The organism is Arthrobacter sp. B2a2-09, assembly GCF_027587375.1.
Taxonomy (GTDB): Bacteria; Actinomycetota; Actinomycetes; order Actinomycetales; family Micrococcaceae; genus Arthrobacter.
Genome location: NZ_JAMXIC010000001.1, coordinates 90770 through 116944, shown reverse-complemented (window position 1 = coordinate 116944; position 26175 = coordinate 90770). Strand labels below are relative to the sequence as shown.

The 26175-nt window shown below is 64.2% G+C and carries 25 protein-coding genes; 13 read left to right on the top strand and 12 right to left on the bottom strand.

The window, feature by feature from the left end:
• Positions 1–93: 93 nt before the first annotated feature.
• The 4 genes from NFJ07_RS00535 to NFJ07_RS00520 form a co-directional block, all read right to left on the bottom strand.
• Positions 94–1299, bottom strand: a complete 1206-nt coding sequence (locus tag NFJ07_RS00535; RefSeq protein WP_269991725.1) for a metal-dependent hydrolase family protein — start codon at positions 1297–1299, stop codon at positions 94–96.
• A gap of 207 nt (positions 1300–1506) precedes the next feature.
• On the bottom strand, positions 1507–2109 hold the full coding sequence (locus tag NFJ07_RS00530) for a cysteine hydrolase family protein (protein ID WP_269991723.1): 603 nt from the start codon (positions 2107–2109) through the stop codon (positions 1507–1509).
• Between the two features lie 116 nt (positions 2110–2225).
• Positions 2226–3659, bottom strand: a complete 1434-nt coding sequence (locus NFJ07_RS00525) for a purine-cytosine permease family protein (RefSeq protein WP_269991722.1) — start codon at positions 3657–3659, stop codon at positions 2226–2228.
• A gap of 105 nt (positions 3660–3764) precedes the next feature.
• Positions 3765–4703 carry a flavin reductase gene (locus NFJ07_RS00520; protein WP_269991721.1) on the bottom strand — a complete coding sequence of 313 codons (939 nt, stop codon included), beginning with the start codon at positions 4701–4703 and terminating at the stop codon, positions 3765–3767.
• Positions 4704–4843: 140 nt separating this feature from the next.
• On the opposite strand from NFJ07_RS00520, the gene NFJ07_RS00515 reads away from it, so the two are divergent.
• From NFJ07_RS00515 to NFJ07_RS00485, 7 genes are all read left to right on the top strand, one after another.
• Complete coding sequence (locus tag NFJ07_RS00515; protein ID WP_269991720.1) at positions 4844–5527, top strand: GntR family transcriptional regulator; 684 nt, start codon at positions 4844–4846, stop codon at positions 5525–5527.
• Positions 5528–5596: 69 nt separating this feature from the next.
• Positions 5597–6205: an amino acid synthesis family protein gene (locus tag NFJ07_RS00510; RefSeq protein WP_269991719.1), complete on the top strand. Its 609-nt coding sequence runs from the start codon at positions 5597–5599 to the stop codon at positions 6203–6205.
• Positions 6202–6756 (top strand): amino acid synthesis family protein, encoded by a 555-nt coding sequence (locus tag NFJ07_RS00505; RefSeq protein ID WP_269991718.1) that lies wholly within the window; start codon positions 6202–6204, stop codon positions 6754–6756. The genes NFJ07_RS00510 and NFJ07_RS00505 overlap by 4 nt, the downstream gene beginning before the upstream one ends.
• A 12-nt stretch (positions 6757–6768) precedes the next feature.
• On the top strand, positions 6769–7506 hold the full coding sequence (locus NFJ07_RS00500) for an alpha/beta fold hydrolase (RefSeq protein ID WP_269991716.1): 738 nt from the start codon (positions 6769–6771) through the stop codon (positions 7504–7506).
• Complete coding sequence (locus NFJ07_RS00495) at positions 7496–8983, top strand: aldehyde dehydrogenase (RefSeq protein ID WP_269991715.1); 1488 nt, start codon at positions 7496–7498, stop codon at positions 8981–8983. Before NFJ07_RS00500 ends, NFJ07_RS00495 begins: the two co-directional genes overlap by 11 nt.
• Before the next feature lie 49 nt (positions 8984–9032).
• A complete protein-coding gene (locus NFJ07_RS00490) occupies positions 9033–9290 on the top strand; it encodes a tautomerase family protein (protein ID WP_269991714.1) in 258 nt (85 codons plus the stop codon).
• Positions 9290–10357: an LLM class flavin-dependent oxidoreductase gene (locus tag NFJ07_RS00485; protein ID WP_269991712.1), complete on the top strand. Its 1068-nt coding sequence runs from the start codon at positions 9290–9292 to the stop codon at positions 10355–10357. The genes NFJ07_RS00490 and NFJ07_RS00485 overlap by 1 nt, the downstream gene beginning before the upstream one ends.
• Before the next feature lie 32 nt (positions 10358–10389).
• Here the strand turns inward: NFJ07_RS00485 and NFJ07_RS00480 are convergent, their stop codons facing one another.
• The 7 genes from NFJ07_RS00480 to glnT are packed head-to-tail and all read right to left on the bottom strand — an operon-like array spanning position 10390 to position 17891.
• Entirely contained in the window at positions 10390–11010 is a 621-nt protein-coding gene (locus tag NFJ07_RS00480; protein WP_269991710.1) for a helix-turn-helix domain-containing protein, read from the bottom strand.
• A 29-nt stretch (positions 11011–11039) separates the two neighbouring features.
• Complete coding sequence (locus tag NFJ07_RS00475; RefSeq protein ID WP_269991709.1) at positions 11040–12296, bottom strand: allantoate amidohydrolase; 1257 nt, start codon at positions 12294–12296, stop codon at positions 11040–11042.
• 27 nt (positions 12297–12323) lie between these two features.
• Positions 12324–13469, bottom strand: a complete 1146-nt coding sequence (locus NFJ07_RS00470; RefSeq protein ID WP_333482026.1) for an FAD-dependent oxidoreductase — start codon at positions 13467–13469, stop codon at positions 12324–12326.
• Positions 13469–14842: an FMN-binding glutamate synthase family protein gene (locus NFJ07_RS00460; RefSeq protein ID WP_269991707.1), complete on the bottom strand. Its 1374-nt coding sequence runs from the start codon at positions 14840–14842 to the stop codon at positions 13469–13471. The genes NFJ07_RS00470 and NFJ07_RS00460 overlap by 1 nt, the downstream gene beginning before the upstream one ends.
• A 9-nt stretch (positions 14843–14851) precedes the next feature.
• Positions 14852–15562: a protein glxC gene (locus NFJ07_RS00455; protein ID WP_269991706.1), complete on the bottom strand. Its 711-nt coding sequence runs from the start codon at positions 15560–15562 to the stop codon at positions 14852–14854.
• The gene (locus NFJ07_RS00450) at positions 15550–16458 is read right to left on the bottom strand and encodes a glutamine amidotransferase (protein ID WP_269991705.1); all 909 of its coding nucleotides are present in this window, start codon (positions 16456–16458) and stop codon (positions 15550–15552) included. The genes NFJ07_RS00455 and NFJ07_RS00450 overlap by 13 nt, the downstream gene beginning before the upstream one ends.
• A 29-nt stretch (positions 16459–16487) precedes the next feature.
• Positions 16488–17891 carry a type III glutamate--ammonia ligase gene (gene glnT, locus NFJ07_RS00445; RefSeq protein WP_269991703.1) on the bottom strand — a complete coding sequence of 468 codons (1404 nt, stop codon included), beginning with the start codon at positions 17889–17891 and terminating at the stop codon, positions 16488–16490.
• A 258-nt stretch (positions 17892–18149) separates the two neighbouring features.
• On the opposite strand from glnT, the gene NFJ07_RS00440 reads away from it, so the two are divergent.
• Entirely contained in the window at positions 18150–19439 is a 1290-nt protein-coding gene (locus NFJ07_RS00440) for an ammonium transporter (protein WP_269991702.1), read from the top strand.
• A 131-nt stretch (positions 19440–19570) separates the two neighbouring features.
• On the opposite strand, the gene NFJ07_RS00435 is transcribed toward NFJ07_RS00440, so the two are convergent.
• Positions 19571–20338, bottom strand: a complete 768-nt coding sequence (locus NFJ07_RS00435; protein ID WP_269991701.1) for a sugar phosphate isomerase/epimerase family protein — start codon at positions 20336–20338, stop codon at positions 19571–19573.
• 188 nt (positions 20339–20526) lie between these two features.
• Between NFJ07_RS00435 and NFJ07_RS00430 the strand changes: the two genes are divergently transcribed.
• The 5 genes from NFJ07_RS00430 (at position 20527) to NFJ07_RS00410 (ending at position 26123) form a co-directional block, all read left to right on the top strand.
• Positions 20527–21696 carry a substrate-binding domain-containing protein gene (locus NFJ07_RS00430; protein WP_269991700.1) on the top strand — a complete coding sequence of 390 codons (1170 nt, stop codon included), beginning with the start codon at positions 20527–20529 and terminating at the stop codon, positions 21694–21696.
• Between the two features lie 210 nt (positions 21697–21906).
• The gene (locus NFJ07_RS00425) at positions 21907–23217 is read left to right on the top strand and encodes an ABC transporter substrate-binding protein (RefSeq protein ID WP_269991698.1); all 1311 of its coding nucleotides are present in this window, start codon (positions 21907–21909) and stop codon (positions 23215–23217) included.
• A gap of 55 nt (positions 23218–23272) precedes the next feature.
• Positions 23273–24205 carry a carbohydrate ABC transporter permease gene (locus NFJ07_RS00420; protein WP_269991697.1) on the top strand — a complete coding sequence of 311 codons (933 nt, stop codon included), beginning with the start codon at positions 23273–23275 and terminating at the stop codon, positions 24203–24205.
• The gene (locus tag NFJ07_RS00415; RefSeq protein WP_269991696.1) at positions 24202–25113 is read left to right on the top strand and encodes a carbohydrate ABC transporter permease; all 912 of its coding nucleotides are present in this window, start codon (positions 24202–24204) and stop codon (positions 25111–25113) included. Before NFJ07_RS00420 ends, NFJ07_RS00415 begins: the two co-directional genes overlap by 4 nt.
• Entirely contained in the window at positions 25110–26123 is a 1014-nt protein-coding gene (locus NFJ07_RS00410; protein ID WP_269991694.1) for a hydroxyacid dehydrogenase, read from the top strand. The genes NFJ07_RS00415 and NFJ07_RS00410 overlap by 4 nt, the downstream gene beginning before the upstream one ends.
• Positions 26124–26175: the final 52 nt, after the last annotated feature.

The following is a 26175-nucleotide window of genomic DNA, read 5'->3' as shown; positions in this document are numbered from 1 at the left end:
CAGAGGGAATGGTGTGTATGAACGTTCAATTTAGCAGGACATGAGCTGGATCACAAGCATGGCTTTCCAGGGGTGGTGCAGCCGCCGGTCGGCTCAGGCCACGGTGCGCCCGTGCTGGATGACCGTACGGGGCCGCGCCTCGTCCCACAGCACCGACGGGTCCTCAAAGGGATTGCCGTCCAGGAGCACCGCGTCGCCCACGGAGCCCGTCCCGAGCCGCCCAATATCAGGGTTCTGCAGGAGCTCGCTATTGACGGCCGTCATCGACCGCAGTGTCTCCAGCACACCGGCGGCCTCGATTTGCAGGCGCACGCCCGCCAGCTGGTCATCCTCCAGATCACCCATCAGGTCCGAACCAAAGCCCACATTGACGCCCGCCTGCAGCGCCAGCACGATCGCCTCTTTACCGGCGGAGAGCACCTCGGCATTCTTGGCCTGCGAGATCGGATTCAGCCCCAGGTCCTCGCCGCGCCGGTCCATCGCGTCGTAGGCTGCCAGCGTGGGCACCAGGAATGCCCCGCGCTCGGCCATCAGCGCCGCCGTCGGACGGTCCAGCAGGTTCCCATGCTCAATGGAGCGAACACCGTTCTCCACCGAATGCACGATGGCCTCCGGCGAATAGGCGTGCGCCGCCACGTAGCTACCCCTGCGAGTGGCTTCGTCCACCACCGCACGAATCTCCTCCGCGGAATACTGCGGAAGTCGGATCGGATCCGTCAGGGACACCACCCCGCCGGAGGCCATGATCTTGATGGCGTGGCTGCCAGTGCGGAACCGTTCCCGCACGGCCCGCCGGAGGTTGTCAGTTCCGTCCACCACGGCACACATGTGGCCATGGCTGAAGCAGATGTCAACGTCGGCCGAACGGGGATCCCCGTGGCCACCGGTCTGGCTGAAGGCTGGCCCGGTGAAGAAATAGCGCGGCGCAGCGAAGAGTCCGGCGTCGATGGCGCGTGCCAGCCCGATGTCGCCACCGGCCACGTCACGGACGGTGGTGAACCCGCGCCGCAGCGCCGCCCCCAACCGTTTGGCCCCCACCAACGCCGCATAGCTCAGCGGGCAGCGCTCCACCTCAAATCCACCCAACCCCACAGCGTAGGCATGGAAGTGGGCGTCGATCAGACCAGGCACCACCACCCTGCCCCCGGCATCAACCACCTGGCCCTGCTCGGCAACATCCCCCATCTCAGCGACCCGACCGCCGCGGAAGACGATGGATCCTTCGGTGAGGTCAGGCGAGGAGCCGTCGAAGATGAGGGCATTGACAAGGGTGAGGGGCTGTTCGTGGGTGGTATCCATGGTTATTTCTCTCCTGGTCTGCGCCCCACTTAGGCCTCTGGCCACCGGAACCGCATGCTGTCGAAAAGGGGTGCCATGGAACGACGGGGTTGCGCAGGGTCCTTGAGGAATTCTATGCGGTCCCCTAGTGACAAGACCATCAGATGCATGCACCATAGGGCTTCTGTGGAGTCGCCCTGGAACCTGAGCTGCGAGACTTCCGCCCGCCTATTCTCTCCCCCGCCGAATACTTTCCGACGACTCAGCAGGCAGTCGATTAAGGAGGGTTTCGCTTTTGATGACGTTGACCATTGGTGAAAGTAACTCCAAAAGGTTTAGCGTCTGGGCATGCACAGCGTCGTTCTGGCCTGCGCAGGCGTCCTCGACCACCGTCACATATCGGCCTGCATCAGCGGCTCCTAGTGCGGTAGCCAAGATGCAGCAGTCGGTTGCCACACCGGTGAGGATAACCTCTTCCCCGACGGGAATCCGGGCCGCCAGCGCTTCCCCCCATTTGGAGAACGTCGGAAGGTCAATCGAGCCGCGGGCCTCAACGCCCGGAAGGTCAATGTGCCAAATGGGATCGGCGGGATCCAGGCGCATGCTTCGCCATCGGTCGTAGTACGAGGACCATGAACCTTCCTCTGCGGGGTCGGGGACAAAGCGTGTGATGATCGGTTCCAGTCCGGATGCTGCCAGACGCGCGATGGTTCGGGCCGCTTCGTCGTACCGGGGAATGTACCAATCTCCCGCTTCGCGGAAGGCACGTTGCATGTCAATTACGACCAGGTGGCCTTTTGCCCCACTGTTTGAGGTCTTGCTGCTAATCACGATTTCTGGCCTTCCTAGCTGGAATAAGGATCGGCGATGCCGGACTCGATCTGGGCCAGGTGGCTCCCCAGCTGTCTGTGGGGAGCCACCTGGCCTTACAGGAACTGCTCGGCATCTTAGAGGGTCTGACCTGCGTCGCTGCGGTCCAGCATGTCGTGTCCGGAGAGGCGCTGACGCCGGTGGGTGAGGAAGTACACGCCCGTCGCGACGGCTGCTCCGACGTAATAGGAAAGGTCACCGATTTGGGGGAACGCGGCGGCGATGGGGCCGGTGTAGATGGATGACATCCAGAACGGGGACGAGAGGACGACACCGGCGGCCCAAGCCACGAAGCCCCATTCGAACTTCCGGCTCTTATCGAAAAGCTCACGCAGTCCGCGCTCAGTTCGGCGACCTCCGAACAAGTAGTCGCACACGAGGACTGCGACGTACGGGGCGATGCAGTATGCCGTCAGGTTGAGGAATGCCGTGAAGCCTTCGTTGAACCCGCCTTGGCCCCAGAGGGCCACGAGGTACGAGACGATGCAGATGAAGATGACTCCGGTGTGGCGTTTGACGGGCACGCCCATCGTCTGGATGGAGATGGCACCGCCGTAGACGTTGAGGAAGTTTTGCGTGAAGGAAGACAATGCGACGACGCCCAGGCCGATCGGCGCCCACGGGCCCATGAGTTCCTTGAGGGCTCCGATACTGTCAGTGGCGGTCGCCGTTGACCCGAGGAGTGTGCCGAGGATGCCCATCCATATCAGGGTGACGCCGTTGCCGAGCATGGTCGCCCAGCCGGCGCCGCGGCGGTTGCCGGGGGTGTTGGGGAGGTAGCGGGAGTAGTCGGAGGCGAACGGCATCCACGCGACGATGAAGGAGAAGAACCAGCCGAAGAAGACGATCCATCCGCCGATGCCGTCGAAGCCCGGGGCAGATGTGTTGACAGTATTGACGATGTGTCCGTTGGCAGCAGCGACGACGGTAATGAAGACGAAGCCGATCACCAGGACGAACGAGAGGATGCGCTGGAGGAAGTGAATCAGGTTGTATCCGATGACCGCGACGCCAAGCTGGATGCCCATGAGGATGAGCGCCGATAGCCAGAAGGGCACGTCGGTTAGCAATGCGATGGCCTGGCCGCCGAGAATGACGGTCACCGCTGCCCAGCCGATGCCAGCGAAGACGTTCACATATGCCACGGGGAACAGGTTGCCGATGAATCCGAGCGGACCGCGCCCTTGCATCTGCTGGGGCACGCCCAGCCGGACGCCCATCGCGGAGAGATAGCCCATTCCTGCCGAGGAGGTCACTCCGGCAAGAACGATCGCCAAGGCAGCGGCCCAGAAAGGGAGCCCGAAGTAGGCGGCGCTGAAGCCGAGGACGACGATGGGGAAGTTCATGCCGGCTGCGAACCAGAGGAAGAACTGGGAACGTGGCTTGCCGTGGCGTTCGACCTCGGGGATGTGCTCGATGCCGTACGGCTCGATCTTGGTAAGGCTGTCGCGGTAGCCGCGATCTTCGGCGATGCTGTCCTCGGAGACGGCACTTATGGTGTCTGGGATCATTTCTTGTCCTATTGTGGAATGCGCACCTATGGTGCGCTGCTTGAGAGAGCAGGTTGTGTCGGTGCGGCTGGTTTCCCGTGCAAGGCTTGTCAGCCGTGCCGACACTTAGAGTTCGGCGAGATTTCCGCCGTCGTAGAAATGTCCGGCCTTGTAGACCATTGGCGCAGAGTCGTCGATTTCGGCGTGCCGGACCCGGCAGATGAAGACAGTGTGGGTCTTCGCTTGGAAACGCTCTTGAATTTCGGCTTCCAAAGAAGCCGCGGACCCGTCCAAAAGCGGGCTTCCCTTCGGCCCCTCATGCCAGTCCAGGTCAGCAAACTTGTCTACGGCCTTCGAGGCGAACACACGCACCGTTTCGTGTTGTGCCGTTCCGAGGATGTTGATGCCGAGGTGGCTCGATGAGAACAGCGCCGGGTAGGTGCTGGAGGTTTTCTGGACACAGATCAGCACTAGGGGCGGCTCAATGGAGACTGAGCAGTACGAGTTCGCTGCCAGCCCTTTGGGGGTTTCGCCTTCTTTGGTGGTGACCACGGTGACGCCGGTGATGAACTGGCGGTTGAATGCCTTCATCAAGCCTGCGTCAAGCTCCGGGACGTCGCTGCTGTCTCCAACTGCAGGTGCAGCCGTACCGCGTAGTGGGCGAATCCCAAGGGCGGCCAGCAGCTCACTCCCGTCCCACGTCACGGTTTCTTTCGTGATCTTTCCATCTTTGAGAACCAAGATGTTCGAGCCCCTGGTCTGAACGGTGAGACCGGTCGCCGGAACGCCAAGATACTCGCGGGCGTGGGTGCCAGTGGAAGTCCAGAAGACGGCGACGGTGCCGTCCCCTTCGACGACGTTGTCAACGGTAGTGCGCAGATCGGGAAAAGCTTCGCGCACGGCAGCAATCTCAGACTTGAAGCCGGCGAGATCGACAGTTGCTCCTGTCGCCTTGCTGGTGCGGGTGTAACCATCCGCCACGAGGCCGTCGAGGGCGTTGAGGTCACCCTTGTCCCAGGCGTCGAGCCAAGCTGATGTGATGATCGGTTCGAGAGTCTGTTGCATACCAACGACGGTAAGGCAGGTCACACGTTTAGGTCAATAGAACCGGGCAAAGTAGCCATAAATGCCGAAATTTCAAGAAACTTCTCAAAGGATGACGGGACTCTTGACGCCCTTCATGCATGCATCATAAGCTGGCTCCCATGGAAGACACTCTGATGGTTACGACAGAAGCGGTCGGGCAGGAAGGCCTCCTCGACAGGATCCGGCGACTCGTCCTGGGCGGCGAGTTCCCCCCGGGCGCCCTCCTGCCCGAGGCCTACCTCGCCCAGGAATTCGAGGTCAGCCGCACTCCCGTCCGGGAGGCACTCAAACAGCTCCAGCAAGAAGGCCTGGTGGAAATCCGCCCGAAGGTCGGTACCTTCGTGCGGGAGCCCACGCGCCGTGAGATCGTCGAGCTCTTCCAGCTCAAGGAGTCCTTGGAGGGGTTGGCGGCGTCGCTGCTTGCCCGTCGCGGGGACGCGTCCGAACTTTCGGTTCTACGCCGGAACCTCAAGGACTCCGACGAGGCAGTCCTCACTGGGGACAAGGAAGCCTATGCCCGGCTAGTCCACGAATTCCACTGGACGATTGTCCGGGGCTCGGACAACCTCAAGCTTTACGAACACTATGAACGGCTGATGAACCAGCTGGCGTACCAGCGGCTGGTAGTGCGCACCGTCGAACACCCAGGCCGGATCGCGGCCTCCACCCGGGAGCACCATGCAGTCCTCGAAATGATCGAGAACAAAGACCCCTTCGGCGCGGAATCCGCCATGCGGAACCACGTCTACGCGACGTCCCGCGAAGCCCTGGTCACCGAACCGGCACTGGATCGCCGGAGCTAAGCGAAACACTATGCGAGAGGAAGCCATGCGCTTTTCGATTTTCCAGCACGCCCTGGCCAGGACGAAATGATGAACGATCAGGGCTTGGGAATCCGCAAGATTGTCTATTACAGCGAGGAGATCCTCCTCGAGAACGGCCTCTCCCCCGCTGTCCCGGCGGTCCGTGCAACGGCGGCCGCTGTGGTTACCAACCCGTGGCTGGGTGGAACCGCCACCGATGACTTGAGCGAGGAAGTAATCCAGCTCGCCCCGGTGCTTGCGCGAAAGCTCACTGACGTCCTTAGCATGGAGCTAGGTGGCGTGGATGCTATCCAAGCCTTCGGCAAGGCAGCAATCGTGGGCACGGACGGGGAGATCGAGCACGGGGCCGCGCTCATTCACACCCCGTTTTTCGGCAACCTGGTCCGTGAGTATTTCGAGGGCGAATCGATCATCTGTTTCGCCGATAATAGGGCCGACGCCGGCAGCACCCTCGTAGTGCCGCTGTGGCACAAGAACGCCGCCGCAACCCGCACCCATTACCAGACCATCACCGCGCGAATCGGTGACGCGCCCCGCCCAGGGGAGATCGTCGTAGTACTGGGGGCCTCTACCGGACCCCGCCCCCATTCGCGTATCGGGGATCGCCTTACCGACCCCATCGTCAAAGCAGACACCATAGGAGAACTAATTTCATGAGCATCCGCAAGATTGTCACCTTCACGGAAGACATCCTCACCGAGGGCGGCCGGGACGTCACGCCGAAAGCACGCGTCGCCGTGGTCGCAGCCATCGTCAAAAACCCTTGGGCTGGCCAGGGATTCGTCGAAGACCTCTCCGAAGGGATCGACGGCAATGCCTCGGACATCGGCGCCCTCCTCGCTCCCCGGGTGCTCGAAGCCCTCGGCGCTCCGGCCGAAGCGTACGGAAAGGCCGCCATCGTCGGCCTTAACGGCGAGATCGAGCATGGCTCCGGTCTCATTCACACCCTTGCCTTCGGAAACCACTTCCGCGACGCAGCCAATGCGACCACTCTTTTGCCTGCTGTCGAGAAGCGCGGACCTGCCGGCGTTGTGTTCGACATTCCGCTCAAACACATCACCGACGCGACCATCCGATCCCACCACCAGAGCATCGAGGTCCGGATCAATGACGCACCCCATGCCGATGAAATCGTGATCGCGCTTGCCGCTGCGGCTCAGGGACGACCTCAGCAGCGTCTCGCGGCTTTCGCGACCGAAACGAAGTAGGTGATCGCCGTCGTGAGCCGCGCCCGTATAGCACTGATCCACGGGGTCGGCCTCGACGGGTCGATGTGGGGACCCCTGCGCGAATTCCTCGAGCCGGAATACGATGTCCAGGTTCTCGAACTCCTGGGCCATGGACAACGACAGAAAGCCCCTGAAGGGGTGACGCTTGCCGAACTCGCAGCCGACGTGGCCGAGCGTCTTGAACCGGCAACCCATGTTGTGGGGTTCTCGCTGGGCGCCCTCGTGGGGCAGCACCTGGCACGGTTCCGGCCCGACGTCGTCGCCTCCCTGGTGAGCGTCGCATCGGTCTGTGCTCGGACCCCGGAAGAACACGCTGCGGTGATGATGCGGCTCACGGCCGCCGAAGCGGACTTTCCGGCGACAGTGGAGGCATCTATCCGCCGGTGGTACCCGGAGGGGACCTCCGTCCCGGCGGAACTGGTCGAGGCCACACGCAGGGTCCTGCAGCGCAACGACCCACAATCCTTCCTGGCCTGTTACCGCGTGTTCGCTACTGCAGACGCGGAGATCGCGCCCGAACTCCCCCGGATCGCGGTTCCCTCCCATGCCGTGACCGGTGAGTTGGACCCTGGGTCGACACCGGAGATGAGCGCCCGGCTGGCCTCTGCCATCCCCGGCTGCACCTACTCCGTTATCAGCGGGGCCCGCCACATGATGCCGCTGGAACGTCCCCAAGAGCTCGCCAACACCCTCACCGCCTTCATCAAGGAGCATTCACATGTCCACTGAACGCCGCTACGAGCACTTCATCAACGGAGAGTGGGTTCCGCCGTCGTCCGGGGAGTACTTTGAAAGCACGAACCCGGCGACGCTGGACGTGCTCTACCGCGCCGCACGGGGCAACGAGGCCGACGTCGAGCGGGCCGTATCAGCCGCGGGGGCGGCGTTTGAAAACCCTGCATGGCGCGACCTCAGCCAGACCCGGCGTGGGCACTTGCTCCGCCGCTTGGGCGACCTCGTCGGCGAACACGGGGAAGAACTCGCCCGGATGGAAACGGAAGACAACGGCAAGCTCCTCCGGGAAATGCGCGCCCAGCTCGCCGCGATGCCCGAGTATTATTACTACTACGCCGGGCTGGCTGACAAAATCCAGGGCGACACCATCCCGGGCTCCAGCCGGGCCATGCTCAACTACACCCTCCGCGAACCCCTCGGGGTGGTGGGTGCCATCACGCCGTGGAACTCGCCGCTGACGCTGACCACCAGCAAGCTCGCCCCCGCCCTCGCCGCGGGCAACACCATCGTGATCAAACCGTCGGAATATACCTCCGCTACCGTGCTGCGCTTGGCCGCACTGGCCGACGAAGCCGGTTTCCCGCCCGGTGTCATTAATGTCGTCACAGGCTTCGGCGCAGAAGCCGGAGCCGCGCTGGTCGACGACCGCCGCCTGGCCAAAATCTCCTTTACCGGCAGCACCGCCACCGGGGCCCGCATTGCTTCCTCAACCGCTTCCCGCTTTATCGGCTCGACGCTGGAATTGGGCGGCAAGTCCCCGAACATTGTTTTCGCGGATGCCAACGTGGCCAATGCGTCCATGGGGGTGGTGGCCGGTATCTTCGCCGCGGCTGGCCAGACCTGCATCGCAGGCAGCCGCGTGTTCGCCCACAAGGAGGTTTACGACGAATTGCTTGAGCGCGTCGCCAATCGCGCCCGCAGCATCGTGATCGGAGATCCGCTCCTGGACGCCACAGAACTCGGGCCGCTGGCCTTCCAGGATCAGCGGGACAAGGTGGCCGGCTACGTCGATCTCGGCGTCTCCGAGGGTGCCACTGTTCTGACCGGAGGGGGCCGCCCCAATATCGGCCTCGGCGGCTACTTCTTCGAACCCACCGTTCTCACCGGCGTCGACAATTCCATGCGCGTGGTCAGGGAGGAGATCTTCGGCCCTGTCGCAGCGATCATGCCTTTCGAAACCGAGGAGGAAGTGCTGCGCCTGGCAAACGACACCAGCTACGGACTAGCGGCGGGTGTCTGGACTACCAACCTCGCCAGGGCACACCGGATGGCCAGCCGCCTGGAAGCAGGCACCATCTGGGTCAACACTTACCGCACCATGTCTCCCCAATCACCCCGGGAAGGCTTCAAGACCAGCGGTGTCGGCGTCGAACACGGCATGGAGAGCATCCGTGAATACACCAGGCTCAAGAGCGTCTGGATCAACACGGACGAATCCCCCATTGCGGACCCCTTCATCATGAGGAGCTGATCATGCCCCTATCCGAGCTGTTCGTCCTCCGCAGTCATAAGGAGCCGTAATGCCTCTTATCGAAGTCTCCATCGCCCGGGGCCGGACCCCCGAGCAGCTTCGCTCGCTCATCGGCGCGCTTCACCGTGCCGCCGAAAGCTCAGTGGGTGCGGTACCCGAAAACACCACCGTCATCATCCGCGAAATCGAGCATGAACACTGGTCCCGCGGCAACCAAACCATCGCCGAACGCAACGCAGCCGCCCAGGAAACGGCACCCAGCCAACACGTGTCGGTGAACATCGCCGCAGAACGAAGGAGTCACTAATGCGCTTTTCCCTCTTTGCCCATATGGAGCGCTGGGACGAAACCGTCTCACACCGCGAATGCTTTGAGAACCTCACGGAGCTCGCGCTCATCGCGGAGGCCGGAGGTTTCAGCACCATCTGGATTGGTGAGCACCACTCGATGGAGTACACCATCTCTCCCAGCCCCATGCCCCAGCTCGCATACCTGGCAGCGCGCACGTCGCGCATCCGGCTGGGCGCGGGAACAATTATCGCGCCGTTCTGGAACCCGCTACGCGTTGCCGGCGAGACGGCGCTTCTGGATGTCATCAGCAACGGCCGAATGGAAGTGGGGCTGGCACGCGGCGCCTACCAGTTCGAGTTCGACCGCCTCATGGGCGGCATGTCGGCAGTCGACGGCGGCAAGCACTTGCGCGAGATGGTTCCCGCCGTGCGCGCCCTCTGGGAAGGTGACTACGCACACGACGGCGAGATCTGGCAGTTCCCGACCTCCACCAGTGTCCCAAAGCCCCTGCAAAAGCCCACTCCGCCCATGTGGATCGCCGCCCGCGACATCTCCTCGCACGAGTTCGCCGTCGCCAACGGCTGCAACGTGATGGTCACGCCTCTCATGAAGGGCGACGAAGAGGTCGACGACCTTGCACGCAAGTTCGACACTGCTGTCGAAAACAACCCCGGCGTCCCCCGCCCGGAACTCATGGTGCTCCGCCACACCCACGTCCACCCTGCGGACGAGCCCGAGGGATGGCGGCGTCCGGCGGAGGGCATCGAGAAGTTCTACCGGACCTTTGATGCTTGGTTCGGAAACAAGAACACCCCGAAGAACGGTTTCCTTGAGCCCAGCCCGGCCGAGAAGTTCGCCGACCGCCCGGAGTTCACGCCGGAGTCCCTGCACCAGACGGCGATGATCGGGACGCCGGACGAGGTGATCGAGCGGCTCCGCCACTACGAGGCCCTCGGCGTAACCGAGTTCAGCCTGTGGTCCGACAACAGCCTGACCCATGAGGAGAAGAAGCGCTCGCTCGAGCTCTTCATCGAGCACGTCGTTCCGGCTTTCCAGGAGCAGACCGCTACCGCGGCCCGCTGATCTCAACTGGTTGCTGAGTCTCGCCCAGGTTGCTATTTTGCCGATATGGCCAGGAACCTGATGGGCAGTTCGAGCAGTTCCAGGGGGCCATGGGGTCCTTCGCCGTCCAGAAGAAGTGAGTCCCCCGGTTCCATGGTGTATTCGTACGCACCGTGGCCGTAGATCATCTTTCCCGAGAGCATGTAGATGAATTCGGTGCCGGGGTGCTGGAACAGCGGGAAGACGTCGGAGGCGTTCGTCAGCGTGACCAGGGTGGGTTCGAGGGCGTCGGTGCGGCCCTTGAGGGTCCCGAGGACGCGATATTCGTGCCCGTGCTGGGTTCCGCTGCGCACGGTCAGGCTGCCTTCGCCGTTCTTGGTGAACGTTGCGTCCCTGTCGGTGTCCGCGCCGCGGAACAGGGCTGTGACCGGTATTTTCAGCCCGTCGGCCAGCCGCTGCAGGGTCGTGAGCGAACACGAGGTGCTGGCCGATTCGATCTTGGAGATCATCGCCTTGGACATGCCGGTCCTGGTTGCGAGTTCTGCGGCCGAGAGTCCTTGGGCGGTTCGGTAGTGGCGGAGCTGCGCGGCGATAATGCGCTCGAGCTTGCCGGCCACTCCATCTACTGCGGTCTCTGCTGACACATCCGTCTCCCCGCCTGTCTGATTGGTCACCCAGCCATCATAGGTGGCGGCCATGGCTTCTAGCCGATCACCCGGGCCTCACCCAACAGGCCCGAGAGGACGTCCGCCAAAGCTCGGGCTCCGGCTTCTGCGTCGGCGTCGTCGACGAGTTCCTCGGGAGAGTGCGAGATCCCGGTGGGGTTCCGGACGAACAGCATCGCCGTGGGGATGTGGCCTGCGAGCACTCCGGCGTCGTGGCCGGCGCCGGTGTCGAGGACCGGCGCGTTGGGGAGCAGGGTTTGGAGCTGGTCCCGCAAGCCGGTGTCGAAATGGACGGTGGGGCTGAGCGATTCAGTCCCGAAGGTGACAGTGCAGTTTTCCTCGGCGGCCATGACCTGGGCGTTGAGGTGGATGGATTCGACCAGGGCTGCGGTGACTTCGTCCCGGGGGTGCCGGACGTCGATCCACATATCGACCCGGGAGGCGATGACGTTGGTGCCTCCCGGGACCGGCTGGAGTCGGCCCACGGTGGCGCGGGCCTCCTTGTAGTTCCTGGCGGTGTCCCGGATGCCGATCATGATTTTGGCGGCGGCGATCATCGGGTCTTTCCGGTCCTTCATGAGGGTGGTTCCGGCGTGATTGCCCTGCCCGTGCACGGAGAGCTTCCACCGGCCGTGGCCCAGGATCGATGATCCGATGGCCACCGGCTGGCCCAGGTCGCTCAGTCCCCTCCCTTGTTCGACGTGTAGTTCAACGAACATGCCCAGCTGTTGGAGGGTTGTGTGGTCTGCGCCGATGAACCGAGGGTCTTGTCCGTTGGCTGCCGCCACCTCGGCGTAGCTGTTGCCATCCGCGTCTTTGAGGTTGCGGGCCTTGTCCGGGTCCAGGGCCCCGGTGATGAGCCGGGAGCCCAGGCAAGCGACGCCGAAGCGGGAACCTTCCTCTTCCGGGAACACCGCGATCGCCAGCGGGCGGCGCGGCCGGGTGCCGCGGGCCTTGAGGATGTCGACGGCGGCCAGCGCCGAGGCGACACCCAACGGGCCGTCGTACTCGCCGCCCCCGGGAACGGAATCGAGGTGGCTGCCGGTCACGACGGCGTCCGTGCGGACCCCGGTGGCGGTGTCCCACCAGGCCCAGATGATCCCGTTGTTGTCGGTGGTGACGTCCAGTCCCCGCCTGCCGGCCTGTTCGATGAACCAGCTTCGCAACTCGGTTTCGGCGTCGGAGAAGACCGGGCGGGAGTAGCCGCCGCGGTGCAGGTCTGTCCCGACGCCGGAAATGTCCCGCATGAGGGCGGTGACGGTGTCGGTTGTCGGTGTGGTCGCCGAAGAGGTCATTGGCTGGGTCCGTTTCTGCAGAAGGGTCTAGTTGGTACGGATCCGGGCGGTTGCCTGGCGGAACCGGGACGGGACCTCGCCGGTCCCGGTAGCCAGATCGGCCGCCCACCGGCCGATCAGGGGTGCGAATTTCGCGCCGTGCCCCGAGCAAGGGGAGACGATGGTGAGGCCGCCGGCCCGGTCGATGAGGAAATCCTCATTGGGAGTGTTGGTGAACAGGCACGTGGTCTCCGCGTACGGCTCGGGGTCAAGACCGGGCAGGTATTTCCGCACGTAGTCCGCGACGCGGCTCCGGTTCTCCGGATCCACCCTGCCGGTCTGCTGAAGGGCTGACGGAATGAATTTGCCGCCGTTGTATTCGGCGACCTTCTGGCCGGCGAAGCCGGCATCCCGTCCTCCGGGCAGACCGTAGGTCTGGATGTCCGCGCTCTTGTGGATGAAGGTGGGCCAGGCCGCAACGCTCCCGGGATCGAGGTAGCGGAAGTGGTAGGCCTGTTCCTGCCGGACGGTGAACTCCGGCAGCCCGGCCAGGAACCCGGCCGGAAGCGGCAAGTGTCCCAGCAGTGAGGGCAGCCACCCGCCCGCGCTGATGATGACGTTCCCGGCGTCGAGCGTTTCCCAACCGCCGGAAAACAGCCGGTAGCCGGTTCCCCGCTTTTCCACGCGCGAGACGTTCCATCCGGTCAGCAGCCTGGCGCCGTGCTTCACTGCCTGTTCGATCATGGCGTTCACCGAGGACTCGGCGTCGATCACGCCTGCGCCGGGGTGCCAGAGCACGGCTGTGTCGAAGGCGATGTGCGGCCAGCGCTCCCGTGCTTCGGCGGCGCTGAGGAGTTCGTGTTCGACGCCGGCCGCGGCGAGGATCCGGGCGAGGTGCTCCGGTTGCCGCTCGGGGCCGTAGTCCACGGCCCCGCAGGGTGTGATCAGTTCCAGTCCGCTGGCATGGTCCAGTTCATCCCACAGCTCGCGGGATTCAATGACCGCCCGGGTGTAGAACTCGTCCGGGTAGGCGTAGCGGAAGATCCGGGCGGAGCCGTGGGAGCTGCCGTCGTGGGCCGCCGCTCGCGTGCGTTCCAGGATCGTGACGTCATGGCCCCGCAAGGCCAGCTGCCAGGCCGTGGCGGCGCCGGCCAGCCCGGCGCCGACCACGACGTATTCGGAGGATTCCGGCATTACTTCGCCCCGGGGATCCAGCTGGTGCCGGCGAGGGGAACCCTGGCCATGGCGGAGGCCTCGATGGTGAGGGCCACGAGGTCCTCGGGTTCCAGGTTGTGTAGGTGGGATTTTCCGCAGGCCCGGGCGATGGTCTGGGCCTCCATGGTCAGGACGCGCAGGTAGTTGGCCAGGCGCCGCCCGCCGGCCACCGGGTCCAGTCGGGAGGAGAGTTCGGGATCCTGGGTGGTGATGCCGGCGGGGTCTCGTCCGTCCTGGAAGTCGTCGTAGAAGCCTGCCGCCGATCCCAGGGCGGCGTATTCGGCGGCGTAGCGGGGGTCGTTGTCCCCCAGCGCGATCAGCGCCGCGGTGCCGATGGCGACGGCGTCGGCACCCAGGGCCATGGCCTTGGCCACGTCGGCTCCGGTGCGGATGCCGCCGGAAACAATCAACTGGACCTTGCGGTGCAGTCCCAGTTCCTGGAGGGCCTGCACGGCCTGCGGGATGGCGGCCAGGGTGGGGATGCCGACGTTTTCGATGAAGACCTGCTGCGTGGCGGCGGTGCCGCCCTGCATTCCGTCGACCACGACCACGTCGGCTCCGGCCTTCACGGCCAGGGCGGTGTCGTAGTAGGGCCGGGACGCGCCGATCTTGACGTAGATGGGTGTCTTCCAGTCGGTGATCTCGCGGAGTTCACCGATCTTGATTTCCAGGTCGTCCGGCCCGGTCCAGTCGGGGTGGCGGCTGGCGGAACGCTGGTCGATGCCGACAGGCAGGGTGCGCATGCCTGCGACGCGTTCGGTGATCTTCTGGCCCAGCAGCATGCCGCCGCCGCCAGGCTTGGCGCCCTGGCCGAGCACGATTTCGATCGCGTCGGCCTTGCGCAAATCATCCGGGTTCATGCCGTACCGGGAGGGCAGGTACTGGTAGACAAGGTGCTTGGACTGGCCGCGCTCCTCAGGCGTCATGCCGCCGTCGCCCGTGGTGGTGGAGGTTCCCACTTCGCTGGCACCGCGCCCCAGCGCTTCCTTCGCGTTCGCGGACAGTGCGCCGAAGCTCATGCCGGCGATCGTGACCGGGGTCTGCAGGTGCAGCGGCCGGCTCGCGTGGCGGTCGCCGAGGACGACGTCGGTATCGCACTTTTCGCGGTAGCCCTCCAGTGGGTAGCGGGACATCGAGGCGCCGAGGAAGAGCAGGTCATCGAAATGCGGGACCTTGCGCTTCGCGCCCCAACCGCGGATGTCGTAAACGCCCGTCGCAGCGGCGCGCTGGATATCGGCGATGGTCGCACGGTCAAACGTCGCGGACTCGCGCAATCCCAGCTCCTCGGTGCGCTGGGCAGGGATTCCCGGGGCGGGCAGGACAGTGTCCTGGGGCAGTGAGTTGATGGTCATAGGGTGTCCTTAGTACGAGGCCGAGTTGTGGACGCTGAAGTGGTAGAGGTTCCGTGCGGAGCCGTACCGTTTGAAGTCAGCCGGGTCGTCGGTGCGTCCGGCAGCGGCGAGCAGTCCTTCCAGCTCCTCGAGGTGTTCGATGTTCATCGGCTTTTCGATGCAGTCCGCGCCCAGGGAAGCGACGCTTCCCTTCACGTATATGCGGGCTTCGTAGATGGAGTCACCGAGGGCTTCGCCGGCGTCGCCGCAGACCACCAGCCGGCCGGCCTGGGCCATGAAGGCGGACATGTGGCCGATGTTCCCGCCGACCACGATGTCCACGCCTTTCATGGAGATTCCGCAGCGGGCCCCGGCGTTGCCGTCGATCACCACGAGTCCGCCGTGGCCCGTGGCCGCCGCTGACTGGGAGGCGTCGCCTTTCACGTGCACCTTGCCGGACATGATGTTCTCCGCGAGTCCGACCCCGGCGTTGCCGCTGATGGTCACGGTGCCCGTTTTGTGCATCCCGGCGGCATAATAGCCGGCATGGCCCTTGATGGCGACGCTGATGTCGGCGTCGATTCCGACGGCGAGGCTGTGCTTGCCGCCGGGGCTGGTGACGGTCCAGGCCTGGCCGTCGATGGCGTTGTGGAGGGCCTGGTTCAGGTCCCGCACCGGGCTGCCGGCCAGGTCAATTGTGGTTGTTGGGGCTGTTGTTTCGGGGGCTGTCAGAGTGACCATGTGTAGACCTTTCCGGGTTCCGGTTCAAAGATGCGGGCTGTTTCGATGCCGGGCAGGGACGCCAGGGCACGGTATTCGGAGGCCATGGCCACGTAGTCCCCGGTCTCGGCGATGATGGCGGGCTTGCAGGCGATCGGGTCCCGGACCACGGCCATGCTGTCCGCGGTGGTGACCACCAGGGTGTAGAAACCGTCGAAGACCTTCCCGAGGTTGGTCAATGCCGTTTCCAGGTCATCGCCCTGCTGCAGGCGCGAGGCGATGTAGCGGGCGCCGACCTCGGTGTCGTTGTCCGAATCGAACACGACCCCTTCACGTTTGAGCTCCCGCCGGATGGTGGCGTGGTTGGAGAAGGATCCGTTGTGGACAAGGCACAGGTCGTCGGCCACCGAGAAGGGGTGGGAACCGCCGGCCGTGACGGCGGACTCGGTGGCCATGCGCGTGTGGGACAGGCCCTGACTTCCGGCCATGGCCTGAAGCCCGTGCTCGGCGGCGATGTCCATCGGATGACCCACGCTCTTCATGACGGCCACGTGCTCTCCGCGGCCAATGATGGTGGACTCCGGGAGGGTTTCGCGCACTGCCTTCACCAGCAGCTCGGTCCCGACGGCGGCGCTCACCAGGGTGGTGTCGCCCACCACCCTGACGTCCGGAGCCGCGGACGGGGACAACAGGGTTTCCAGGGATGCCGTGATGTCAGCCAGCGGCAGGCCGTGGTTCTTGCCCAGGAGGCTGAGGGTGGATGTCCCTGCAGAGACGAGGCCCGGGGTGTCGTAGACGGCCAGGCCGGCGGAATCCGGCCCGCGGTCCACGATCTGGCACATCATCGAGGACAGGAGGCTGCCCATCTCGGGATGCAGCGAGGGGTTGCGCAGCTGCAGCGCGGCAATTCCGCACATTGTTGTGTCCTTTGCTAGGTGGGAGGGGGTCAAATCGAAGTCAGGTAGGTGCGGATTTCCCAGTCACTGACCTGGTTGTGCCAGCTCAGGAACTCTTCTTCCTTGGCGTCGGCGTAGTACTGGCCGATCGCCTCATCGCCGCTCAGGCTCGCGAGCATCACCGGGTCCCGGCGCAGGGCTTCGACCGCGTGCAAAAGGGTCGCCGGGAGCGAATGGGCGCCCGGCTGTGCTTCGCCGGGGCCGGAAGGCGCGCCGGGGTCGGTGCCGTTCGTGACGCCGTCGAGCCCTGCTTCAATGGCCGTGGCGATGGCGAGGTACGGGTTCGCCGAGCCGTCCCCTGAACGGAGCTCGATCCGTTTCTCGTCCGGCACCCGGATCATGTGGGTGCGGTCGTTGCCCCCGAACGAGGCCTTGCGCGGTGACCAGGTCGCTCCCGAAGAACTGGTCGTTGCGCCCGATCGCTTGTAGGAGTTCACCGTCGGAGCGAGGAACGCCTGAAGGGCAGGCGCATGCTCCAGGATGCCCCCGATGAACGAATAGGCGAGGTCCGAGAGCCCAAGTCCCCTGCCGCCGTCGTCCGCACCATCGTCATCACTGGGGAAAAGCGCGTCCGCTCCCGACCACAACGACAGGTGGAAATGCAGGCCGGTACCCGTCCGGTCGGTGAACGGCTTGGGCATGAACGTTGCGGTCATGCCGCGCTGCTCGGCGAGGATGTTCAGGATGTAGCGCAGGGTGACCACGCGGTCGGCCGTGGTGAGCGCGTCCGCGTAGTTGAAGTTCTGCTCGAACTGCCCGGCCGCGTCCTCGTGATCGTTCGCGTAATTGCCCCAACCCAGGCCGTTCATCGCCTCCGAAATGGAGGTCAGGTGCTCATACATGCGGGTGACACCGCGGGCGTCATAGCAAGGGCGGGGCGAGTCATCGCGGGCGTCTGCAGTGCTCAGGGAACCGTCGGGATTCTTGTTCACCAGGAAGTACTCCACTTCCGCGCCGACCTTGGCCTGCATGCCCTTCACCCCCAGGCGGGCGAGCGTGTTTTTCAAGATAACGCGTGGAGCGTAGGGCCACGGGTTCCCGTCCACGTGCGGGTCGCAATGGATGATCGCCAAGCCGTCCTTGATGAACGGCACGGGCGTAAAGGACGCCAGATCCGGGACCGCGATGAGGTCCGAGTCCTGCGGCTTCTGCCCAATCAACCCGGCGGCATACCCGGCAAAACCCATCGCACCGGCCTCAAGCTCGTCCGCGGCTTCAACCGGGACCAGCTTGGCGCACGGCTTGCCGGTCATGTCCACAAAGGCGGCCAGCAGGAAGCGCACCTCATGGGCCCTAGCGATGTCGCCCAGGGAAATCTGTCCGGCCTCGGCCGGCAGCCCGGCGTTTGATAGCGCTGACGCGCTCAGTACTGCAGGGGTTGCGACACTTGTCATCGGAACTGTCCTGTTCAATGTGGGTTAGCTGTTAGGAAACGCTGTTGAACCACAGTAGTCAAAGTGATGTTACAGTCGCGCACCCCGAACGTTAAATCCCGATGTCACGATCGGGCGGCGATCGCAACGGAAACGTAACGCACACGAAACCCGCGACCGTTCACTGTCAGGAATCATGGTTTCATCTCACGGTTACTTCTTGCGCGGTCTTTTGCGCCCTTCGCCGTCAGACCCCAACCCCTTCTGATTGGAGCTCCCATGAATTCTGGAGACACCGCCTGGATCCTCGCCGCGAGCGCGCTCCTGTGCATCATGATCCCCGGCCTTGCCCTGTTCTACGGTGGCATGGTCGGTTCCCGAAGGATCCTGAACATGATGATGATGTGCTTCGGCGGAATGAGCATCGTCGCCGTGCTTTGGGCCGTGTTCGGCTACTCGATGGTCTTCGGCAACTCCGTCGGCGGTGCCGGCCTCATCGGCAACATCGCCGAATATTTCGGGATGGAGCAATTGCTGTCCGAGGACCCGAACGCCGCCATACCTGCCGCCCTGTTCGCCGCCTTCCAGTTGTTCTTTGCCGGAATCACGACCGCGATCATCGCCGGAGCAGCCGCCGGCCGCATGAAGTTCGGCGCGTGGATGACCTTTGCGGCCCTGTGGGCGACCCTGGTCTACTTTCCGATCGCCCACTGGGTGTTCGCCTTCAGCTCTGCCGACGGCTCAGTGACCGGCGGCTGGATCGTCAACAACCTCAAAGCCGTTGACTTCGCCGGCGGAACCGCCGTCCACATGAACGCCGGAATCGCAGCCCTCGCCCTCGCCCTGGTCCTCGGACGCAGCGCCGGCTGGCCCAAGAGCGAACACACCAAACCCCACAGCCGGCCGCTGGTCCTAGTCGGCGCGGGACTCCTGTGGGCCGGCTGGTTCGGCTTCAACGCAGGCTCGGCGCTCACGGCCGGGCAGTCCGCTTCCGTGGTTTTCCTTAACACCGCCGTCGCCGCATGTGCCGGCCTCCTGGCATGGGCGCTGGTGGAACGCATCCGCCTCGGCAGCGCCAGCAGCATGGGCGCCGCCTCCGGCCTGATCTCCGCCCTTGTCGCCATCACTCCGGCGTGTGGGGCCGTCAGCCCCCTCGGTGCCCTAGCAATCGGCGTAATCGCGGGCGCCGTCTGCTCCCTCGCTATCGAACTAAAGTTCCGCTTGGGCTTCGACGACTCACTCGACGTCGTCGGCGTCCACCTGGTCGGCGGCATCCTCGGCACCCTGCTGATCGGATTGTTCGCCACGGACGCCGCCCCGAACAAGGTCAACGGACTCTTCTACGGCGGAGGTTTCGGCCTGCTCGGCATCCAGACGCTCGCAACCCTGGCCGTGCTCGGCTACTCATTCATCGTCACCTGGATCATCGCGAAAGTCCTCAACGTCACAATGGGCCTGCGCATCCACGAGGCAGACGAATTGCGCGGAATCGACATCGCGGCCCACTCCGAGGCCGCCTACCTTAGCGACGAAGAGCCCGTGGAACTGGGTTCCCCGCACCGCGCATAGCCGAAGCCGGACGGGCTATTCCAAGAGCCGGGATCGCCCGCGACCGTGGTCCGCTCGTGCGTTGCAGTTGGCGCACGGTGGTTCGGCCGCCGTCGCGGGCGATTTCGCCTCCGCAGGAGCACGAGCTCGCCCTAGAAGTTCGTGGCCTCCGCAGTGATCCGGCGCAGGACGCCAGCATCGCGCAAAACGTTTGAAGGGAGATCCCCTTCGACGAACTCGAGCATCATGTCCATATCCCGCCCATGCCCCCGGACGACGTCGGCCACGGCCCGCCACAGCTCCCCACGATCCTCCAGAGGAAGCCGCTCCTGGGCGGGCCACCACGAGAAGCAATGGACGCCCACCACATGCTCGATCACCTGGCGCAGCGACTCAATGGCCTGCTGGTCGCTCAGACCGACGGCCGGCTGCCAATACGTGCCCACATTGGGCCGGTCCACCCGGCGTAGGAGTTCGAGGGTGGTCTCCGGCGAGTCCGTCAGCGTGCCCCCGTGGTACTCGAAGGCCACCTCCATGCCCCGTGCGGCGGCGAGCCCGGAGGTCCGCTGCGTGTCTTCGACCACGGCGTCCCACTCCGCCTCTTTGGCTTCGGCAGAACCCACATCACCGGCCCACATCCGAATCCGGGGCGCGCCGAGTTTCGCGGCGAGGGCGAGGACACCATCGAAATTGCCGAATGAGCCGGCGCGGTAATAGGACCCGAGGGAGAGGACCGTGAGCCCGGCGGCTTCCGTGGAGGTCCGGGCACGCTCCGCGGAGGCGGCATCGTGGACATGGACGTCGGAACCCCACTCGATTCCGGCCAGCCCTGCGGCGGCGGCCGTGCGTACGACCTCATCAATGCCGAGTGCCCGGAGGGTCACCGAACAGATGCCCGGGTTGAGTTCTGTTTGCGTCATGGGAGGAGTCATATGCTCCACCCTACCGGAAATGCGCTTACCCGGCCGTGACTCAGCGGACCCTCCACCCGGCTCATTTAGCGCGCCGAGGCCAGGGTGAAGTGCACTTGAATGTCAAAGTTTGCCTTGACTCTTCACGAGATCTCCGATGTAGTTCATAGTGAACAGATCGCACAAAACTAAACATCATGGAGGCTGCCCGGATGTTGACCGAGGACAGGAAGAACCAGATTCTTCGCGAACTGGCGCTGCGCGGGTCATTGAACGCGGCCGAGTTTGCACGGCGGATGGGGATCTCCGGCATGACGGTGCGGCGCGATCTGGCCTTCCTCGACGGACAGGGACTGCTTCAGCGTGTCCATGGCGGGGCCGTTGCCGTTATGGGCCCGCCCAGGGGTCCCTCGAGGCAGGTTCACGGAAACAGCGGCGGAGCGGCAAGCGAACCAGGACCTCCCGCGTTGGCCGGAAGCGGGATGCGACCGCCCGCCAGACAGCGCCCACTCGCCACCATCGGCATGATCGTGCCAACGGCCACGTACTATTTTCCCGGGATCATCAGGGGGGCCGAGACTGCAGCGCAGGAGCTGGGCGTCAGGCTGGTCCTCGGAGTCTCTAACTATTCGCCTGCCGAAGAGCAACGGCAAATTCAACGGTTGCTCAAAAGCGGTGTCGATGGACTGCTGGTGACGCCCAGTGGAGAAACCCTGGCAAACACGCCTACCTTGGACCTGCTGGCCTCCGCTGAAGTGCCTGTCATCGTCGTCGAGCGCTCCATCGACGATGTCATGGATGACGGCAGCCTCGAGTCGGTGCGGAGCGACCATGTACGGGGTGCGGAGATCGCCGTCAACCACCTGCTGGCCCTGGGCCATCGAAAAATAGCCCTGTGCGTGCGCGAAAGCAGCCCCACGGCATCACGCGTCCTAGAAGGCTACCGCTCCGCGCTTCAGAAGGCCGGGATTCCGCATGATCCCGCCATGACATGGACCATCACGACGGACACCAACGACCCTGAGGCACTCCGTCAGGAGGTGGACGGCATCGTGGACGGGTTCGCGGCCGCCGGGGCAACGGCCGGCATCATCCACAATGACGAGGATGCTCTCATGTTTGCCGACTTGTGCGAAGCACGGGGACTCCGCATTCCGGCAGATCTCGCGGTGGTGGCCTATGACGATGAAATCGCTTCGTTTGGGACCGTACCCTTGAGCGCGATAGCGCCGCCCAAGTTCGACGTCGGATACCACGCCGTCCAAATGTGCCTGAACCGCCTAGGTCCCCGGCGCGGTTCGCGCTTGGCACTTCAGCGGGTCAGTTTGTCCCCCACTTTGGTCATCCGGGATTCGACGGCCGGCTAGGCGCCCACCAGGCCGGGACTTTCACCGGGTGCAGCGGCGCGGCGGGCCGCCTGCCCGGGAGCTTCAGGGCTCCATCGACCCCGGTCTCCGATCCGCGTTGTTCATTACTGTTCACTTTATTGGATCTGTTCAACTCTGCGTGTTTCATTGGATTACACCATGTGGCAACGACCACATTCCACCTTCGCATCGTAGATTCAAGGGAGAACCATGCAGCGTCGCAAACTACTCATCGGGGTGGCAAGCGTGGCCAGCAGCGCACTGCTGCTTGCAGCGTGCGGAACGGGCCCCAATCCCTCCGCCGCCCCCACGCCAACCGAGGATCCCTCGGGGACCATTACCTTTTGGTCATCACTGGCAGGAATGGACAAGGTCGCAGCCGCGTTCAACGCCAGCCAAGCCAAGATCAAGGTCAATTTCGAGACCGTCCCCAATGGCGACAACGGCGGTTACGCCAAGCTGTCCACCGCCATCACGGCAGGAAACGGCCCTGACGTGGCCACCATCGAGTACCCGCAGCTCCCCCAGTTCGTCAGCAACGGCCAGGTGCAGCCACTGGATGGACTGATCGACAAGTCAGCCACCGTGGACAAGCTCGCCAACGAAATCAGGGGCATGGTCCAGTTCGGCGGCAAGACCTATGGTTTGCCCTACGACGCGGCTCCTATGGTCATGTACTACCGCAAGGACATGCTGGCCAAGGCCGGCGTCGGGATCCCCAAGACCTGGCAGGAATTCGAAGAGGCTGGACGGAAGCTCAAATCAGTTGCACCCAACGCGTACCTGGCAAGCTTCAACCCCAATCAGGTGGCAGCCACCGCGGGACTGGCCTGGCAAGCGGGGGCCAAATGGTTCGGTACCTCGGGCGACAGCTGGCAGATCGGCGTGAACGATGACGCGACCAGGAAGGTGGCCGACTACTGGCAGAAGCTGATCGACAACAAGATCGTCAAGGTGCAGCAGGCCTTCAGCGACGAATGGAGCCTTGACTTGGCGAACGGCACCGTCGTCGGTGTCCTGGGCGCCAACTGGAGTGCAACGGGCATCCAGAAGCGCACCGAAGCAAGCGGACAGAAGGGACAATGGATCGCTGCAGAAGTGCCGAACTGGGGCACCCCGGCCAGCGCCTTTTACGGCGGATCCAGCTTCGACGTCACCAAGAGCAGCAAGAACCCCGCGGCCGCTGCCAAATTCATCGAATTCCTCGCCACAAGCCCGGAAGCCATCAAAGCGCGCGGAAATACAGGATCGGCGTTTCTGGCCTTTCCGGGATTGACCCCGGTGGCGCAGGACGCCTATGACGCCAGCTACTTCGGCAACGATATCTACGCCGTGTTCAACAAGGCGTACTCAACAGTCAGCCCAGGCTGGCAGTGGGGCCCCAACTGGGACATCACCAACACGGCGCTCAAAGACGCCTACGGCAAGCTCGGCACCGGTGGCACCGTCCAGGAGGCAGTAGACACGGCCCAGACGGCCACTGTGGCCGGGCTAAAGCAGACTGGCCTGTCCGTCAAATAGCAACATCCCACTGGGCTGCCTCCGCGGAGGCAGCCCAGGCAGTTAGGAGATCCTCATGGCCTCTCAGGCCTTCATCAATGGTCCGCGCCGCAGGCGCAGTGCAGCCTCAGGAACCGGCGGCAGGACCGCAGCGCTCTTCCTGGTCCCCTTCTTCGTCGTCTTCGCCGTAGCCATGGTGGCGCCAGTCGTCTACTCGATCGTCCTGAGCTTCTATGCACAGCAGAAGTCGGGCCTCGGTTTCGGCGAAGCCAAGACCGCCTTCGTTGGACTCGAAAACTTCGTGCAGGTCTTTCAGTCGGAATCGTTCGTCGGCGGCATCGCCCGGCTTGCCTTGTATTGCCTGATCTACATTCCCTGCATGGTGGGCGGCGCGGTCGTCTTTGCGCTCCTCCTGGATGCGACGGTCGCCCGGGCGCGCAAGCTGTTCCAGCTGCTCGTCTTTCTTCCGCACGCAGTGCCCGGCGTCATCGCGGCCCTGATCTGGGCCTACCTCTACACTCCGGGCATCAGCCCCCTAGTGCAGGTGCTCCAGGGCGGCGGCCTCCAGATCAACTTCCTGGATGCACACCTGGTCCTTCCGGCAATCGTCAACATCGGCGTCTGGGAGTGGACCGGCTACAACGTCATCATTTTGTTCACCGCGCTACAGGCCGTTCCACGGGAAATCCTGGAGGCAGCCCGGGTTGATGGCGCCGGGGAGGTCCGGATGGCCCTGAGCATCAAGTTCCCCCTCATTCTGCCCGCGCTGAGCGTGATCATGGTGTTCACCATCATTGGCACGTTGCAGCTGTTTACGGAGCCTTCCATCATCGCCAAGGCCACATCCTCCGTCACCAGCACATGGGTGCCGAACCTCTGGGCCTATGACGCGGCCTTCATCAGGCACAACCTCAACCAAGCCGCGGCCGCGTCGATCATCATTGCCGGGCTGGCAGCACTCCTGTCCCTGGTCGTCACCCGCTTCAGCTCGAGGATGAACAAAGCATGAGCACAGATACCCTGACCCGCCCCGGAACCACGGCGACGAAACCCACGCCGCGCGAGAAGCCCCCTGCACGCCAAGGCGGTTTCGCCAGCAAGCTCAGCGTCAACGGGCTCCTGATCCTGGGGTCCGCCTACATGGTGGTGCCAGTCCTCTGGTTGCTCTTTGCGTCCACCAAGAATGCCGCTGACCTCTACGGCACCAGCGCGTATTCCTTCGGGAGCTTCGCGCTCTTCGAAAATATCTCAGCTGTGGCCGCCAAGGACGGAGGAATCTTCTTCCGCTGGATGGGCAACTCGGTCCTCTACGCCGGCTTCGGCGCCGTCTTCGGCGGCCTCATCTCCGTCATGGCCGGCTACGCCTTTGACAAGTTCCAGTTCCGGGGCAAGAACTCCCTGTTTGGATTCGTCCTGGTGGGTGTTCTAGTCCCCAACACGGCAACGGTGCTGCCCATGTATCTGCTGGCATCACTGGTGGGCATGACCAACACCGTCTGGGCAATCTTGATCCCTGTCCTGTGCAACCCCTTCGGCGTGTATCTTGCCCGCGTCTACGCCGCCTCCTACGTCCCGATGGAGACGCTCGAGGCAGCCCGGATGGACGGTGCCGGACCCATCCGCTCCTTCTGCTCCCTGGGCCTGCCCATGATGATGCCGGGCTACGTCACTATCGCCCTGTTCCAGTTCGTCGGAGTGTGGAACAACTTCATGCTTCCCCTGGTCATGCTGCAGGACCAGCAACTCCTGCCGGTCAGCGTGGGCATCTCGATCTGGCAGGGTTACGCGGTTCCGCAGCCCGAATTCGTGCCCATGGTGATCACAGGTTCTCTGCTTTCCGTGATCCCGCTGCTCGTGGCGTTCATCCTCCTGCAACGCTTCTGGAAGTCCGGACTGACGGCGGGAGCCGTCAAATGAGGCCGGAAAACCCGAACGTCGCGCTTGCCATGGGGGCCGGCGTCGCCGCCAGGATCTTCCCGCAGCGGCGTCTGAATTCCCTGAAACCCGGCCTGCGGCTCCTGAGCCCGGAGCCCATGGAGGACTTCACATCATCCCGTTCGCTGGGACTGCTCGCCGAAACCGACATCCTCATCACCGGATGGGGGTGCCCCACTGTGGACATCGCCGTCCTCGATTCCGCTCCGCGGTTGCGCCATATCCTGCACGCCGGCGGGTCCGTCAAGCACCACGTAGGCGCCGAGTGCTGGGCCCGGGGCATCCAGGTCAGCACTGCCGCGGACGCCAACGCCGTCCCGGTGGCCGAGTACACGGTGGCCATGATCCTGCTGGCCAACAAGCGGGTTCTGCAAATTGCCCGGACGCTGCACACCGAAAAGTCAGCCGTCGATCCGGAGCAGCTGTTCCCGGACATGGGCAACTATGGCAAACGAGTGGGCATCATCGGCGCGTCCAAGATCGGCAGGCACGTCATCCGGCTGCTCGCACCCTACGAACTCGACATCATGGTGGCAGACCCGTACTTGAGCCCCGAAGATGCTGTGGCTCTCGGCGTGCAACTGGTGAGCATGGAGAAACTCATGGAAAGCAGCGACGTCGTGTCCCTGCATGCACCGTCGCTTCCCTCCACCCGGGACCTGATCAATGCAGGGTTGATCGCGCGACTCCGGACCGGGTCTACCTTCATCAACACAGCCCGCGGAGAGTTGGTTGACCAGGACGCGCTCCTCGTGCGCCTGGAACGGCACGAACTGTTCGCCGTTCTGGACGTCACTACGCCCTGGGTCCTGCCGGCGGATTCGGGCTTCTACTCCAATCCGAATGTCCTGCTGACCCCTCATCTTGCGGGATCGCTCGGCAATGAGCTGGAGCGGTTGGCCGCCACCGCCGTGGCCGAGGCCCACCGCGTTGCCCGGGATGAGCCGCTGCGCTTCCCCGTCAGGATCGGTGACCTGGCCTTCACCGCATAACCGCGGCACCTCCTTGGGCGCCGGGGCACGTTCGCGGGCAAAAAGGCCCGAC

Bases quoted from the DNA above. Each gene is read 5' to 3' on its own strand.
- NFJ07_RS00495 (WP_269991715.1), top strand. From the start codon at position 7,496: ATGTCCACTGAACGCCGCTACGAGCACTTCATCAACGGAGAGTGGGTT.
- glnT (WP_269991703.1), bottom strand. From the start codon at position 17,891: ATGACAAGTGTCGCAACCCCTGCAGTACTGAGCGCGTCAGCGCTATCA.
- NFJ07_RS00520 (WP_269991721.1), bottom strand. From the start codon at position 4,703: ATGCAACAGACTCTCGAACCGATCATCACATCAGCTTGGCTCGACGCC.
- NFJ07_RS00415 (WP_269991696.1), top strand. From the start codon at position 24,202: ATGAGCACAGATACCCTGACCCGCCCCGGAACCACGGCGACGAAACCC.
- NFJ07_RS00435 (WP_269991701.1), bottom strand. From the start codon at position 20,338: ATGACGCAAACAGAACTCAACCCGGGCATCTGTTCGGTGACCCTCCGG.
- NFJ07_RS00475 (WP_269991709.1), bottom strand. From the start codon at position 12,296: ATGACCTCTTCGGCGACCACACCGACAACCGACACCGTCACCGCCCTC.
- NFJ07_RS00455 (WP_269991706.1), bottom strand. From the start codon at position 15,562: ATGGTCACTCTGACAGCCCCCGAAACAACAGCCCCAACAACCACAATT.
- NFJ07_RS00430 (WP_269991700.1), top strand. From the start codon at position 20,527: ATGGAGGCTGCCCGGATGTTGACCGAGGACAGGAAGAACCAGATTCTT.
- NFJ07_RS00410 (WP_269991694.1), top strand. From the start codon at position 25,110: ATGAGGCCGGAAAACCCGAACGTCGCGCTTGCCATGGGGGCCGGCGTC.
- NFJ07_RS00420 (WP_269991697.1), top strand. From the start codon at position 23,273: ATGGCCTCTCAGGCCTTCATCAATGGTCCGCGCCGCAGGCGCAGTGCA.
- NFJ07_RS00460 (WP_269991707.1), bottom strand. From the start codon at position 14,842: ATGACCATCAACTCACTGCCCCAGGACACTGTCCTGCCCGCCCCGGGA.
- NFJ07_RS00490 (WP_269991714.1), top strand. From the start codon at position 9,033: ATGCCTCTTATCGAAGTCTCCATCGCCCGGGGCCGGACCCCCGAGCAG.
- NFJ07_RS00525 (WP_269991722.1), bottom strand. From the start codon at position 3,659: ATGATCCCAGACACCATAAGTGCCGTCTCCGAGGACAGCATCGCCGAA.
- NFJ07_RS00470 (WP_333482026.1), bottom strand. From the start codon at position 13,469: ATGCCGGAATCCTCCGAATACGTCGTGGTCGGCGCCGGGCTGGCCGGC.
- NFJ07_RS00450 (WP_269991705.1), bottom strand. From the start codon at position 16,458: ATGTGCGGAATTGCCGCGCTGCAGCTGCGCAACCCCTCGCTGCATCCC.
- NFJ07_RS00535 (WP_269991725.1), bottom strand. From the start codon at position 1,299: ATGGATACCACCCACGAACAGCCCCTCACCCTTGTCAATGCCCTCATC.
- NFJ07_RS00440 (WP_269991702.1), top strand. From the start codon at position 18,150: ATGAATTCTGGAGACACCGCCTGGATCCTCGCCGCGAGCGCGCTCCTG.
- NFJ07_RS00515 (WP_269991720.1), top strand. From the start codon at position 4,844: ATGGAAGACACTCTGATGGTTACGACAGAAGCGGTCGGGCAGGAAGGC.
- NFJ07_RS00485 (WP_269991712.1), top strand. From the start codon at position 9,290: ATGCGCTTTTCCCTCTTTGCCCATATGGAGCGCTGGGACGAAACCGTC.
- NFJ07_RS00510 (WP_269991719.1), top strand. From the start codon at position 5,597: ATGAACGATCAGGGCTTGGGAATCCGCAAGATTGTCTATTACAGCGAG.
- NFJ07_RS00425 (WP_269991698.1), top strand. From the start codon at position 21,907: ATGCAGCGTCGCAAACTACTCATCGGGGTGGCAAGCGTGGCCAGCAGC.
- NFJ07_RS00505 (WP_269991718.1), top strand. From the start codon at position 6,202: ATGAGCATCCGCAAGATTGTCACCTTCACGGAAGACATCCTCACCGAG.